The organism is Corynebacterium striatum ATCC 6940, assembly GCF_000159135.1.
Taxonomy (GTDB): Bacteria; Actinomycetota; Actinomycetes; order Mycobacteriales; family Mycobacteriaceae; genus Corynebacterium; species Corynebacterium striatum.
Map to the genome: position 1 here is coordinate 237,878 of NZ_GG667520.1, position 13,892 is coordinate 251,769.

The window sequence follows — 13,892 nt, forward strand, 5'->3', positions numbered from 1 at the left end:
GCGCTAATCTGGAGTGCATGCCAGTAAACGAGGAAGCACCACAACGCCCCGTGCGCATGGTTTTTACAAGCCGTGCGGGCGGGGTTTCGTCGTCCCCATACGAGTCATTTAACCTGGGCGATCACGTCGGCGATGACCCGGCGGACGTCGTCAGTAACCGAGCCCGCCTGCAGCGCGTGCTGGGGCTCGACGACATTGTGTGGATGGAACAGCTCCACACCAACACCGTCACGCGCGTGGACCGTGGCAACGCCGACACGCCGGTCGAGGCCACCGACGCCATCATCACCACGGAAAAACGCCTCGGGCTCGGTGTGCTCGTCGCGGACTGCACGCCGGTGCTGCTTTCCGACGTCTCCGCCGGCGTCGTCGCCGCCGCCCATGCAGGTCGCCTCGGGGCTCGTAACGGAATCATCCGCAACACGGTCGAAGCCATGCTGGAACTTGGCGCCACTCCTTCGACTATCCAGGTCCTGATGGGGCCGGCCGCCTCGGGCCTGAACTATGAGGTACCGGAGGCGATGGCGGACGACGTCGAAAAGCATCTGCCCGGGGCCAAAACCCGCACAAAAACGGGTACCTGGGGTGTGGACGTACGTAAAGGGCTCATCCGGCAGCTGATGGGGATGGGGATTATCAACATCGAGTCGGATCCGCGCTGCACCATCGAAGACACTGATTTCTTTTCCTACCGCCGCGAAGGCACCACTGGGCGCCAAGCAGGCGTTATCTGGTTGGAGGTATAAATGAACCGCAAGGAAGAACTGCAAGCAGGGCTCGAGCGCACTCGCGCCCAGATTGAGGACTTCGCTCGCGCGGCCGGGCGAGAGGTGCCGCAGCTGTTGCCGGTGACCAAGTTCCACCCGGCGGGCGACGTCGCGCTGCTCGCCGAGCTTGGGGTCACCGACGTGGCGGAAAACCGCGAGCAGGAAGCGCGCGCTAAAGCCGCGGAGTTGCCGGCGGTGCGCTTTCACATGATTGGGCAGATTCAGACCAAGAAGGCTAATCACGTGGCGCGTTGGGCGCACAGCGTGCATTCTCTGGACTCTGCGAAGCTGGCGACGGCGCTCGATCGCGGCGTCGCCAATGCACAAGAATCCGGAGATCGTGACGACGCGCTGCCGGTTTTTATTCAGGTTTCCGCCGATGGCGATACCGCCCGCGGGGGAGTGGCTCTGCCGGATGTTCCGAGTCTCGTCGAGCTCGTGGAGGAATTGGTAAACCTTGAACTGCAGGGCTTTATGGTGGTTCCGCCGCTGGACTCCGATGCTGCTGAGGTCTTCGGGCGCGTGCGGACGTTGACTGACGACGTCGCCCGGCTCCTCGGGCGCCCGCTGAAAATGTCGGCAGGAATGAGCGCGGATTTGGGTGAGGCGATCGCTGCGGGAACAGATATCGTGCGTGTCGGAACCGGCATCATGGGACCCCGGCCAGTAGGTTAGGTGGCAACGCAAACGCGCATTTCACAGGTACAATTCACTGCTTTCACATTAGCAACATTCGTACCAAGTTAAGGGCAAAACAGATTAGGTCAGAGGGAGACTAGATATGTCTTTGATTGATAGGACGAAAGAGTTCTTCGGGTTGGGCCCGATGGACATCGAAGCCGACGACGCTTATTACGCCGACGAGCGCCGCTACGAGTCCAACGGCTCCGCCGCTTACGCACCGCGCTCCTTTGAGCCGGCTCTGGAAGAGGAATTCGTTCCGACCATCGTGGCGCTTTCCCTCGTTTCCTTCGACGATGCAGCCAAGGTTGGCGCGCCGTTCCGTGATGGCGATGCGGTTGTCTTCGAGCTGACTGATGCCGACAAGGCTTCCGCGAAGCGTTTCATTGACTTCGCTGCTGGCCTGTGCTTCGGCCTTGAAGGCCGCATGCTCAACCTGACCAAGGGTATGGACACCGACCGTCGTGTGTTTGCCATTGTTCCTAAGGGTGCAGACATCTCCACTCTCGAGCTGGAGCGTGCTGCACGCCTGCGCTAAGTTGCAGCGCCAAAGATGCGAAGCGCCGTCCCGATTCCCCAAGTGTTGGTGGGGAGCGGGGCGGCGTTCGCCTTTAGCGAAATTAATTGTGTGGATGCCGCATCAGTGGGGGTAGTTCAGATAGGCTCGTCCAAGTGAGCACTATTGGAATAATCCTGATCCTCATCCTGCGAATCTATTCGTGGATTCTGATCGCCCGAATCATCATTGAGATGATCCAGTCCTTCTCGCGCCAATTTAACCCGCCTCGCTGGTTTATGGTGCTAGCTGAGCCGCTGTTTATGGTCACCGACCCACCAGTTAGGGCGCTTCGCCGTCTTATCCCACCGTTGCGAATGGGTGGGGTTGCGCTCGATGTTTCAATCATCGTTTTGTTCTTGCTTTTGTCCGTCTTGATGATGGTGGTCTCGAGCATTTTCCTATAAGGCGGGTGTATTGAAACCTCCTGTTAACGTTGAGACTCCGCGATTCGTTAGCTAATGTGAGCGTTTGGATACAATCAATACTGATATTCCGTATTATTAAACGCACATGTTCTTTGTAGACGTATCTAGTGGCACAACCGCAACTTTTGGTTAGCTTTTAGATGTGTTTGCATCTCCCAAGACCTCGGAGGCTCCGGGGTTGCACCGACTTGAAGGGGAAGAGAAGTCAATGCCACTGTCACCAGCTGATGTACACAACGTCGCTTTCAGCAAGCCGCCAATTGGCAAGCGTGGCTACAACGAGGATGAAGTCGACCAGTTCCTCGACCTCGTAGAAGACACCCTTGCCCAGCTGCAGGATGAAAACGATGACCTGCAGGCTCAGGTTGAAGAGCTGCAAACCAAGGGCGGCGCCACTGCAGGCGTAGCCGCAGCTTCCGCTAACAAGGGTGCCGACGAGGCCACCCTCCGCAAGGAGATTGAGTCCAAGCTCCGCGCAGAGTACGAGACCAAGCTTGTGGACTCCAAGAATGAGGTCGCAAAGGCCAAGGAAGAGGCTAAGCGCGCTCAGGAGCAGGCAAAGGCCGCTCAGGCTGAGGCGTCCAAGGCGCCAACTGGTTCTAACAACGATTCAGAACTCAAGGCTGCTCGTGAGGATGCTGCGAAGGCTCAGCGTGAACTCGAGGCAGCTCGTGCAGAAGCAACCCAGGCTAAGAAGGATCTCGAGGCTTCCAAGAAGGAGAACGAGGACCTCCGGAAGAACGCTGGATCCGCCAAGACCGCTGCCGTTTCCGGCATTGCGGGTGCTGGTGCGGGCGCTGCCGCCACCACGGCTGCGGATGGTCTGGCTACCCCGGATACCCACATGCAGGCTGCTCGCGTCTTGGGTCTGGCTCAGGAGATGGCAGACCGCCTCACCTCCGAGGCAAAGGCAGAGTCCGAGTCCATGCTGTCCGAGGCGCGCACCGCGGCCGAGAAGCAGCTTAACGACGCCGACTCCCGCTCCAGGGCACAGCTGGCCGACGCCCAGAAGAAGTTTGACGCTCAGCTGCTCGACGCAGACACCCGCTCCAAGAAGCTGGTTTCTGACGCTGAGGCTAAGGCAAAGCAGACTGAGTCCGAGGCTAACTCCCGCGCTGAGGCTCAGATCCGCCAGGCTGAGGAGAAGGCTGCAGCCCTGCAGGCTGACGCTGAGAAGAAGCACACCGAGGTTATGAACACCGTCAAGCAGCAGCAGACGGCCCTCGAGGCTCGTATCGCCGAGCTGCGTACCTTCGAGCGCGAGTACCGCACCCGCCTCAAGACCCTGCTGGAGTCCCAGCTGGAGGAGCTTGAGACCCGCGGCACCGCTGCACCGAACGGTGAAGCTGGCAAGTAAGCTTTTAACGGCTTAGGCTTTAAGGCGTCCTTCCATGGCATTGGGAGGGCGCCTTTTTTGGAGGTAAAACATGCTTGTTGCAGCACTCGTTTTGGCATTCGTAGCGTTCTTGGCGCTGGTGAACTTCGTACTAACTTCTGCCGATTGGTCTTTGTATCTGCTCTTCGCTGCCGCGGGGCTTGGGATGGTGCTCTTCATCATCGACGGCTTCCGGAAGCGCAAACCGGATCTTGCGCAGGACGAGGCGGCAGGGGAGTACCCTGCCTAACTGGCCTGCCAGCGAATCTTGCCGTTTGCCCCTATGGGGGAGCCGCAGCCTGTGAAAATTTGACGGCATGGGTATACTTCGAAGACGTATGCACTGAGCCGGCAATCACCGGGGAGCATCTCGGAAGAACGCACAAAGTGCCAAGAACGCACAAAGTGCCAGTAGAACCGAGCGGGTGGGACCGAAATCTCCTTCACTGAAACGAAGTGGGCGTCGTCAGGCGCCAAGCAGGGTGGTACCGCGAGCCGCAAGGCGCGTCCCTGCACCAGCCCACGAGTGAAGGAAGATTAATGAGCAAAAGCGTTGGCGGCGTTTACCCCAAGGTTGATATGACCGGCGGCTCGAGCCGTTTCCCAGACATGGAAGAAGTCGTCCAGAAATTCTGGAAGGAAGACGGAACTTTCCAGGCCAGCTTGGACCAGACCAAGGATTGCCCTGAGTACATCTTCTACGACGGTCCTCCCTTTGCTAATGGTTTGCCGCACTACGGCCACCTGTTGACGGGCTACGTCAAGGACATCGTTCCGCGTTACCGCACCATGGCTGGCAATTACGTCCCGCGCGTCTTCGGCTGGGACACGCACGGCCTACCTGCAGAGCTGGAGGCTGAAAAGCAGCTCGGCATCACAGACAAGGGCCAGATCGAGGAGATGGGCCTCGAGAAGTTCAACGAATACTGCGAGAAATCCGTCATGCAGTACGCCGGCGAGTGGGAAGACTACGTCAACCGCCAAGCGCGCTGGGTGGACTTTGAAAACGGCTACAAGACCTTGGACATCGGCTACATGGAATCGGTCATGTGGGCATTCAAGGAGCTCTATGACAAGGGGCTTATCTACCAGGGCTTCCGCGTCCTGCCTTACTCCTGGGCCGAGCACACCTCGCTGTCCAACCAGGAGACGCGCCTGGATGACTCCTACAAGATGCGGCAGGACCCGACCCTGACCGTTACCTTCCCGGTCACCGGCGCGAAGCCTGGCTCCGCGGCCGAAAAGACCTTGTCCGAAAACGCTGAGCTTGGCGACGCCGCCTTCCTCGCTTGGACCACGACTCCTTGGACCCTGCCATCCAACTCGGCGCTGGCCGTCCACCCAGAGGTCAACTACGTGCTGTTCAAGGCCACCGACGGCGATTTTGAGGGCAAGACCTTCGTCATGGCTGAGGCGCTGACCGGCACATTGGCTAAGGAACTCGGCGAGGTGGAAGTCCTGAAGAGCTTCCTTGGTAAGGACCTGGAGGGCTTTACCTACCAGCCAATTTTTGACTTCTTCCCAGACCTGGAGAATGCTTTCCAGGTAATCCTGGCGGATTACGTTACAACGGAAGACGGTACTGGTGTTGTCCACCAGGCTCCGGCGTTTGGTGAAGACGATATGAACACCTGCCAGAAGTACGGCATTGAGCTGGTCATCCCGGTTGATGAGGACGGCGAGTTCACCTCTCAGGTCCCGCCTTATGAGGGCCAGCTTGTCTTTGATGCGAACAAGGACATCATCAAGGACCTGAAGGCTGCGGGCCGCGTGGTACGCCACGTGACCATCGAGCACTCCTACCCGCACTCCTGGCGCTCTGGTGAGCCGCTTATCTACAAGGCACTGCCGGCATGGTTTGTGAAGGTCACCGAGTTCCGCGACCGCATGGTCGAGCTCAACCACAACGAGATCGAGTGGCTGCCAGAGCACATCCGCGACGGCCAGTTCGGGAAGTGGCTCGAGGGCGCGCGCGACTGGAACATCTCCCGCACCCGTTACTGGGGCGCGCCGATCCCGGCGTGGGTTTCGGATAACCCGGAGTACCCGCGCGTGGACGTCTACGGCTCGCTCGACGAGCTCGAGGCTGACTTCGGCGTGCGCCCGACGTCGCTGCACCGTCCGTACATCGACGAGCTGACTCGCCCGAACCCGGACGATCCAACTGGCAAGTCGATGATGGTTCGCGTTCCTGACGTTCTGGACTGCTGGTTCGAGTCCGGTTCCATGCCGTTTGCACAGAAGCACTACCCGTTTGAGAACAAGGAATGGTTCGAGACTCACTCGCCGTCCGACTTCATCGTGGAGTACTCCGGCCAGACTCGCGGTTGGTTCTACGTCATGCACGTTCTGTCTACCGCGCTGTTTGACCGTCCGGCCTACAAGAAGGTCGTGGCGCACGGCATCGTGCTGGGCAACGATGGCCTGAAGATGTCGAAGTCCAAGGGCAACTACCCGAACGTCAACGAGGTCTTCGACCGCGATGGTTCTGACGCTATGCGTTGGTTCCTGATGTCCAGCCCGATCCTGCGTGGTGGCAACCTCATCGTCACCGAGCAGGGTATCCGCGAGGGCGTGCGCCAGGCTATCCTGCCCATCTGGAACGCGTACACCTTCCTGCAGCTCTACGCGAGCCGCGAGGCCCGCTTCGACGTCTCCTCGAAGAACGTGCTTGACCGTTACATCTTGGCCAAGACTCACGACCTCGTGGAGCGCACGAACGACGCCCTCGCGAACACCGACATCGCTGCGGCCACCGAGGAGGTACGTCACTTCGCGGACGTGCTCACCAACTGGTACGTGCGCCGTTCCCGCGACCGTTTTTGGGCGGGCGAGGAGCAGCACGAGGAGGCCTTCAACACGCTGTACACCGTGCTGGAGACCGTCACCCGCGTGGTGGCTCCGCTGCTGCCGCACGTGGCTGAGGTCATCTACCGCGGCCTGACCGGGGAGCGCTCTGTGCACCTGGCTTCCTACCCGAAGGCAGAGGACTACCCGGCAGAACCGAGCCTCGTGGCATCGATGGATGCCACGCGCGCTGTGGCTTCGGCGGCGTCGTCTGTGCGCAAGTCCAACAAGCTGCGCAACCGCCTCCCGCTGCCGAAGCTGACCGTGGCCATGGCTGATTCCGCGCAGCTCGCTGACTTTGCGGACATCATCCGCGATGAGGTCAATGTGAAGGATGTTGTTCTCACTGATGATGTCGATTCCGTGGGCACCTTCGAGGTTGTCTGCAACGCTAAGGTCGCTGGCCCGCGCTTGGGCAAGGACGTCCAGCGCGCCATCAAGAACCTGAAGGCGGGCAACTACGAGCGCCGCGGCGACGAGGTTGTTGTTGACGGCGATATCGTTCTGGGCGCTGATGAGTACACCGAGCGTCTGCAGGCGGCGAACCCGGCATCGACGGCGCGTATCGACGGCGTCGACGGCCTGGTTGTCTTGGACACCGAGGTCACCGAGGAGCTCGAGGCAGAAGGCTGGGCCGCCGACGTCATCCGCGGTCTCCAGGATGCCCGTAAGGCCGAGGACTTCGAGGTCTATGACCGCATTTCGGTGGTCTTGTCAGTTCCAGCTGACAAGGAAGAGTGGGCTAACCGCCACGCAGACCACATCGCGGCTGAGGTCCTGGCAACCGAATTCACCGTGGTCACCGAGCCTCTCGAGGGCCACCAGGTGGTCAAGGGCGCTACCGCAACCGTAAAACGCGTTAATGCTTAGAAACGTTAACGCTTAGAAAAATGCCCGGAAAGGAAGACTTCCTTTCCGGGCATTTTTCTGCATGCCGAGGGCATATGAAGCTATCGTCTAGTGCCTGGCAGGTGCGAGCGCCAGGCAAAGATGACGTTTACGAGGCAGACGAGCGCAAGGCAGCTGCCGATGATGAACAAATTGCTAAAGGCCACGTAAGGTGCAAGCGCGCTAAACGCCATGGGGATAAAGAAGCCGGTATAGGAAATCGAGTAGTACACCGCAGTCAGGCCCGCAAGCTCGCGCTCGCCGGCGATGCGCTGGACCTCCGAAAGGCCAGCCACCAAAGCCAGGCCGTAGCCCGCGCCCATCGTTGCCGCAGCGGCAATGCCTAGCGGAAGCGAGAGCGTGTGCGCCGCAATCGCCGCGAGGAAAGCGCCGACCGTAATAACAGCCATCGCAATTGCAGAAGCGCGCGCCGACTTGTGCGTGTCGATAAGGCGGCCGAGCATCTGCACGCCCACGCCGCAGCCCAGGGTGATAACCGTCATGAGACCTGAGAAAGCAATGGGGGTCTGGCCCGCGGACTTTGCAAGCAGCTGCGGAAGCAACGCATAAGCAGCACCCGCGCAGCCAAAGACCCACGGTGCCACCGGGACCACGACGCGCAGGAAGCGCTTGTGCGCGGCCGTCGGGATGTGGAGCATCTCCAGCATCTCGCGGACGGTGAGGTCAAGGATGGTGGTCTTGACTGTGCCGTGGCTCGGCTGGCGGGTCTCCGGCGTATGGCTGAGCCAAACCGCGGTCACGAGGGTAATCAGGATATGCAGGACGTAGGCCAGGTGCGTCGGCCACGGGCCCCACTGCGCCAGCACCGAGGCAATGCCCGCACCCACCAGGAAGCCAGCAGTCAAGCACAGCGACGCCTTGCGCGCACCGGCAGCAGGATCGCCACCCGCGCGGGATACCAGCTCTGTCACCCAAGTGGAACCTACCGCCATGACCAAGCCCAGCGCCATGCCACAGAGCACGCGACCCAATGCGATGATGAGCGGCTCATGCGGCGCGATGGAAAGCAAGAAAGACCCCATCAAAGACAGGGGAGCGGCCGGCAAAAGGGTGGGTTTGCGTCCGATGAGGTCAGACAGCGGGCCGCCCACGAGCAGCGCTGGGATAATTCCCAGCACGTATGCGGCAAGTAGACCGTTGACGGTGACCTGCGAGAAGTTCGACGTCTCGCGGTACATCACCAGCAGCGGCGTGAACTCGTTGCCGCCCCAGGCCACAGCCACCATCGTCCCGGCCACGGGAAACCAGGAATGCTTGTTCACAAGGGGCTGAGATGTTTCCTTTTGAGCGGGCGTCTCGACTAGCGGGGTGGAGTGTGCAAAAACTGTCACAGTTGTTTCCTTGAAGTTGTCAGATGGTCGTCGAGTTCGGTGAGATACGTGTCGATGTCGCCGGCCCGGAGGGCGTCGGCAAGCAAGCGATGCTGCGCGACGAACGCGCGGGCACGCGCCACATTGCGCCCAATGGCGGTCGCAGTGAAACGCTGCTGACGCTCGCGCAGGGAGTGGCCAAGGCTAGCTAGCAGGCTATTTCCACCGTTGTCCATGATGGTTTGGTGGAAACGTGCGTCGAGGCGGGTGTAGGTGCGCAGGTCCTCGGCGTCGAGAGCCGCGGACTGTTCCTCGATGGTGGCGTCCAAGCAGTCCGCAATCACAGTTCGCTCGGTGTCGTCGAGGCTGCAGATGTGGCGGGCAGAGTGCTCGTCGACAAGCATGCGTGCCTCGTAGACCTCGCGAATCTCGCGCGGGCTAATCGGCACCACCAGGGCGCCGCGCTTGGGGTAGAGCTTGAGGAATCCTTCTACCTCGAGGCGAAGAAATGCCTCACGCATGGGGGTACGGCTCATGCCCAGTTCGGCGGCGATGGCTGCCTCGGAGAGCATTTCTGAATCATCAATGTCGCCGTCAATGATGGCGCGCTTGACGTATTCATAGGCGCGCTCCGCGGCTGGCGTGCTTACATTCTGCATGCATTCATCTTGCATACAAGAGCGCCTTGCTGTCTAGAAAATAGCTAAATTCGTGAGATATCGATCGCCAAAACCTCAAGTGAGACCCACACGACTCCCGGTATAGAATGACCGCTTGCGAAAGAACGCCTCCTCGCTCCTGGTGGTGTCGTGGCATTGCGAAGGCCCTAAGATTAGGACGCATGTTCTAAACTGGTGTGCATGCAACGCTGGGTCTTACACATCGACATGGATGCCTTTTTCGCATCCGTCGAACAGCTGACCCGGCCGACCCTGCGTGGGCGCCCCGTCCTCGTGGCCGGCGTTGGCGGACGCGGCGTCGTCGCCGGCGCGTCCTATGAGGCCCGCGCTTTCGGGGTGCACTCGGCCATGCCGACATTCCGCGCGCAGCAGTTGGTTGGCCTGCGCGGCGTGGTGGTGCAGCCGCGGCACGTGGTGTATTCAGCGGCGTCGAAAAAAGTATTCAAGATTCTCGCCGAGCACGTGGGTCTCATCGAGCAGCTCTCCATCGACGAGGCTTTCATGGAGCCCGAGGCACTCGTTGGTGCCACGGCCGAAGAGGTCAAGGAGTGGGCGGATAATCTGCGCGAGTTGATTCGTGAGGAGACCGGCCTGCCTAGCTCCATCGGGGCGGGCGCGGGCAAGCAGTTTGCCAAAATTGGCTCTGGCGAGGCGAAGCCTGACGGCACCTTTGTTATCCCGGTGGAGAAGCAATTGGAGATCCTCCATCCACTTCCCGTGGGCAAGCTGTGGGGAGTAGGGCCGGTGACGCGGACAAAGCTTTCGGCAATTGGGGTGGAGACCATCGGGCAGTTGGCGGCGATGTCGCAGAAGGAAGTGGAGATTTCCCTCGGCGCCACGGTTGGCATGGGCTTGTGGAAACTGGCGCAAGGCATTGATGACAGGGTCGTGGCCCCGCGTGCGGTGGCCAAGCAGATCTCCACGGAGCACACTTATTCCAAGGATCTGCTCACGGTGGGTGCGGTGGATGCGGCCATCACCAGGGCTGCCGAAGGCGCACATCGACGCCTGCTTCGCGACGGCCGTGGTGCCCGCACCGTCTCGGTCAAGTTGCGCATGGCGGACTTTCACATCGAATCGCGTTCGGCGACCTTGCCTTATGCCACCGATGATCTGGAAACCCTCAAGGCCACGGCTTTTAAGCTGGCTCGGTATCCCGACGAACTCGGGCCCATCCGCTTGGTCGGAGTAAGCTACTCGGGGCTGGAGACTGCCCGCCAGGACGTACTGTTTCCCGAGCTGGACCGAGTGGTGGTGCGCCCGCCGAGCAAAGCCGATGACGATTACGAGGCTGGCGTGTCCGACAACTCGCTGGATACCTCCCGTGTGGAAATCAGTATCGAGGACGAGCCCGATACGTCTTGGCGGGCTACCCAGGACGTCTATCACCCAGACTATGGCCACGGCTGGATTCAAGGTGCAGGCCACGGTGTGGTGAGCGTGCGATTCGAAACGCGCGCCACAGGGCCAGGTCGCACCAAGTCCTTCGCGGCCGATGATCCCGATCTGGTGCCGGCCGACCCCCTAGAGTCGCTGGCCTGGCCGGAGTTGTTTGCGGAGTTAGAGGACTAGCGCGCGTACTGCTTAGGTGCGACGGCGGTCTCAAAAACCTTCACCACGGGCGTGCCCGTGGCCAAGGCTGCGGCCAACAGGATGCGTGCCTGTCCTGGGCGAAACTCGCCAGCATTGACCGCGCCTTTGTCCGCCAAGGTGGCGCCGCCGCCGGCCCCGCCATAGGCCAGCGAGGTCTTGCCATAAGGCACACGCGTGCTGACGACGACCGAGATGCCCGCATCGAGCGCGCGGGCCACGCCTTCGCCCATCCCTGCCCCCATGTTGCCTGAACCCAAGCCTTCGATGACGAGGCCGGCAAAGTGGGAGGAAGCGGCGTCGACAAGCACGGCTTCAGCGCCCGGATACGCGGCAAGGATGGCTACTGGGTGCTGCGCCAGCGCAGCCAGGGGGAGGGGGAAGATGCTGCCTTCGCCCACAGGCATCGACTCGAAACCGTTGAGATGGAAGGTGTGGTTCTTGCGGGCACCGCGCGCCGGGATGGTCATGCCGCCGAACTGGATGAAGACGCCGGGCTGGGCCTGTTTGATGAGCGCGACAGCGTCCTGGAGATTGCGCGGGCCATCGCCGTTTGGGTGATCGAATGAGCGCTGCGCGCCGGTCAACACCACCGGCTTCGTGCCGGGATCGAAGATAGACAGCGCCATGGCTGTCTCTTCCATGGAGTCGGTGCCATGGGTGATGAGGATTCCCTCGACCTCGGCACGGTGGAGCAACTCGTGGACCGTGGCAAGCAGCTCATCGAGGTCCTCCAACGTGATGGAACTGGAGTCGAGCTGGCGGAACTCGATGACCTCGATGTCGGCGTCAAGGGAATCCGCGAGTTGTTGGCCGCTTACGGTAGGGACCAGAGAGCCGTCTTCTTGGGTGGTGCACGCGATGGTGCCGCCGGTGGCGATGAGTGCGATAGTCATGGCTTACACACTAGCGTTGAGCCTAAAAGGCCGTCTCGCTGGGCGCGGGTCGCCCTGAAATGGATGGGGCGTGGGTAGTGTGGTGTAAAGAACTGCGACGTCGGGTGTGGCGTCGCGAAACCCAACGTGAGGAGAAAAAGTGAAGTTCACCAAGCTCAGCGCCGCGATTATGGCAGTGAGCGCTGCTACCGCATTGGCAGCCTGCTCTTCTTCCGATGAAGTTGAAAAAGCTGGCCCAGCAACTATTGAGAAGAGGCCGAGCTCCGAAGAAACCTCGATTGCCTCCGCAGAAATCCCAGACGCAGCGGCACTGAATGCCATCCTGGCTAAGGCAACTGACCCCAACGTGCCGGTGGAGGAGAAGACCAAGACCGTACAGGGCTCGGAGCAGGCTCCGGAGCTTTTCGACGTCATGGCTGCATCGCAGGCCGAGTCCGGCGCTGTCTTTGAGGTCGTGGACCCAGTTCTGCCTGGTTACACCCCGGAGTCGGCGCTAGCCACCGTGAACTTCTCCACCCCTGACGGCCAGGGACAGACTGCGGACCAGGTTGAGTTCGTCTTTGAGGACGGCGATTGGAAGCTGTCGAAGAACTGGGCTTGTATCTTGGTCTCCAACATCGTCCCTCCGGAGCAGGTTCCGCCGATGTGCGCTGATACTGCTGGCGGTGCGGGCGCTCCTGCCGAGGGCGCACCGGCTGAAGGCGCTCCTGCTGAAGGCGCTCCTGCTGAGGGCGAGGTCCCACCAGCAGAGGCACCAGCGCAGTAAGAAATATCCGGGCTGTGGCCCGGATCTTTTGTTGGATCGGTGGCCCGGTGTGCATTCGAACCATCGTTTAGGCCCCGCGGCGGCGGGAGCGAGCACAAAGATGGTCCGAATACACGCGGCTACTCAGCTGGGGTGAACTGCAGATCCGTTGTGGTCGACTGCACCACGCGCAGATCGGAGTCCTCGGTGCCGTAGATGATTTTGGTGTCGATGGAAACATCGCCGTCGGTAGGCAGCGGCTGCTTCAGATCCACGGTGAGCTCGCCCTTGGAATCCGTCGTGGAGCTTAAGACCTTAAGCTCCTTGTTTGCTAGGTCCGTTCCCTCCGCCTGGCCTTCGAAAGACAAGGCGCCCAGCGAAGGGCGCTGCTGCACTGAAACATCCAGCTTGACCACATCGCCGGCCAGCTCTTTCATCGTGTAGGTAGTGGTCTGCAGCAACGTCGACTCACCCGCAACGCGGGACTCCACGGTCCACTTCGCGCCCCTGCCAATCGCATCCTCAGGGAACACCACCGGCAGAGAAGTCAGCTTCATAATCGCCTGCTCGGTAATGCCGCGGGCCTCGTCGGTGCCACCCTGCGGTGCCGCCAAACGCAGCGAAGACATCTGGCCTGAGTCCACCGCACGCCAGCCAAACTGGAAGCCCTCGCCGCTCGCTGCATCAGCATCACCGGAGTACTCCGGCACGCCGGTTGAGCCAAAGACATTGCGGGTAGCTGGCAGCTGGCCTTCGACGTTCTCCGTAGCCTTGTCCACGCTGACCTCTAGTGGGAGAGTGGTGGTCGCGGATTTGACCTTGGCAGGATTGAAATCCTGCGCCGCGGAGGACTTAAGCAGGTCTTGGCTAAAACCTTCCGAGACGGTGTACTTAATTTTTTGCTCTGCATCGAGGTCATTGAAAGTCAGCACGCGCTTTTCCCCGATGCCGGTGGATTCAACGGTGATGCGCGGGGCGTCGACAGGCAGGCCCACGGGCTCTTCGACGCTGGGTGCCGGCTTTTCATAGGAGCACGCGGCGAGCGGAGCGGCGCTAAGGGCGAGGATGGAAACTGCGGCTAAAGCTTTAACACGGAACACAGTATTCC

The 13,892-nt window shown here is 60.8% G+C and carries 13 protein-coding genes; 9 read left to right on the top strand and 4 right to left on the bottom strand.

Going from position 1 to position 13,892, the window contains the following annotated elements; all coding sequences use genetic code 11:
- Window positions 1-17 precede the first annotated feature (17 nt).
- From pgeF to ileS, 7 genes are all read left to right on the top strand, one after another.
- On the top strand, window positions 18-746 hold the full coding sequence (pgeF, locus tag HMPREF0308_RS03375; protein ID WP_034656809.1) for a peptidoglycan editing factor PgeF: 729 nt from the start codon (window positions 18-20) through the stop codon (window positions 744-746).
- Complete coding sequence (locus HMPREF0308_RS03380) at window positions 747-1,442, top strand: YggS family pyridoxal phosphate-dependent enzyme (protein WP_005528722.1); 696 nt, start codon at window positions 747-749, stop codon at window positions 1,440-1,442.
- Window positions 1,443-1,548: 106 nt separating this feature from the next.
- Window positions 1,549-1,986: a cell division protein SepF gene (locus tag HMPREF0308_RS03385; protein WP_005528724.1), complete on the top strand. Its 438-nt coding sequence runs from the start codon at window positions 1,549-1,551 to the stop codon at window positions 1,984-1,986.
- A 134-nt stretch (window positions 1,987-2,120) separates the two neighbouring features.
- Window positions 2,121-2,411 carry a YggT family protein gene (locus HMPREF0308_RS03390; protein WP_005528727.1) on the top strand — a complete coding sequence of 97 codons (291 nt, stop codon included), beginning with the start codon at window positions 2,121-2,123 and terminating at the stop codon, window positions 2,409-2,411.
- A 229-nt stretch (window positions 2,412-2,640) separates the two neighbouring features.
- The gene (locus tag HMPREF0308_RS03395) at window positions 2,641-3,789 is read left to right on the top strand and encodes a DivIVA domain-containing protein (protein ID WP_005528730.1); all 1,149 of its coding nucleotides are present in this window, start codon (window positions 2,641-2,643) and stop codon (window positions 3,787-3,789) included.
- Window positions 3,790-3,859: 70 nt separating this feature from the next.
- Window positions 3,860-4,057, top strand: coding sequence for a hypothetical protein (locus HMPREF0308_RS03400; RefSeq protein ID WP_005528732.1), 198 nt, complete (start codon window positions 3,860-3,862; stop codon window positions 4,055-4,057).
- Window positions 4,058-4,347: 290 nt separating this feature from the next.
- On the top strand, window positions 4,348-7,524 hold the full coding sequence (ileS, locus tag HMPREF0308_RS03405) for an isoleucine--tRNA ligase (protein WP_005528734.1): 3,177 nt from the start codon (window positions 4,348-4,350) through the stop codon (window positions 7,522-7,524).
- Between the two features lie 80 nt (window positions 7,525-7,604).
- On the opposite strand, the gene HMPREF0308_RS03410 is transcribed toward ileS, so the two are convergent.
- Together HMPREF0308_RS03410 and HMPREF0308_RS03415 are read right to left on the bottom strand one after the other, a co-directional pair.
- Window positions 7,605-8,789 (bottom strand): MFS transporter, encoded by a 1,185-nt coding sequence (locus tag HMPREF0308_RS03410; protein ID WP_050765409.1) that lies wholly within the window; start codon window positions 8,787-8,789, stop codon window positions 7,605-7,607.
- A gap of 101 nt (window positions 8,790-8,890) precedes the next feature.
- The gene (locus tag HMPREF0308_RS03415; RefSeq protein ID WP_005528737.1) at window positions 8,891-9,547 is read right to left on the bottom strand and encodes a GntR family transcriptional regulator; all 657 of its coding nucleotides are present in this window, start codon (window positions 9,545-9,547) and stop codon (window positions 8,891-8,893) included.
- Window positions 9,548-9,733: 186 nt separating this feature from the next.
- Here HMPREF0308_RS03415 and HMPREF0308_RS03420 point away from each other — a divergent pair, with 186 nt between their 5' ends.
- Window positions 9,734-11,125 (top strand): DNA polymerase IV, encoded by a 1,392-nt coding sequence (locus HMPREF0308_RS03420; RefSeq protein WP_005528739.1) that lies wholly within the window; start codon window positions 9,734-9,736, stop codon window positions 11,123-11,125.
- Here HMPREF0308_RS03420 and HMPREF0308_RS03425 read toward each other — a convergent pair.
- Window positions 11,122-12,039, bottom strand: a complete 918-nt coding sequence (locus tag HMPREF0308_RS03425; protein WP_005528740.1) for an asparaginase — start codon at window positions 12,037-12,039, stop codon at window positions 11,122-11,124. The two genes, HMPREF0308_RS03420 and HMPREF0308_RS03425, sit on opposite strands and share 4 nt — an antisense overlap.
- Before the next feature lie 139 nt (window positions 12,040-12,178).
- Between HMPREF0308_RS03425 and HMPREF0308_RS03430 the strand changes: the two genes are divergently transcribed.
- Window positions 12,179-12,805 carry a WKL family lipoprotein gene (locus HMPREF0308_RS03430; RefSeq protein ID WP_005528742.1) on the top strand — a complete coding sequence of 209 codons (627 nt, stop codon included), beginning with the start codon at window positions 12,179-12,181 and terminating at the stop codon, window positions 12,803-12,805.
- A gap of 119 nt (window positions 12,806-12,924) precedes the next feature.
- Here HMPREF0308_RS03430 and HMPREF0308_RS03435 read toward each other — a convergent pair whose 3' ends face one another.
- On the bottom strand, window positions 12,925-13,884 hold the full coding sequence (locus HMPREF0308_RS03435) for a hypothetical protein (RefSeq protein ID WP_005528744.1): 960 nt from the start codon (window positions 13,882-13,884) through the stop codon (window positions 12,925-12,927).
- Between the last annotated feature and the right edge of the window lie 8 nt (window positions 13,885-13,892).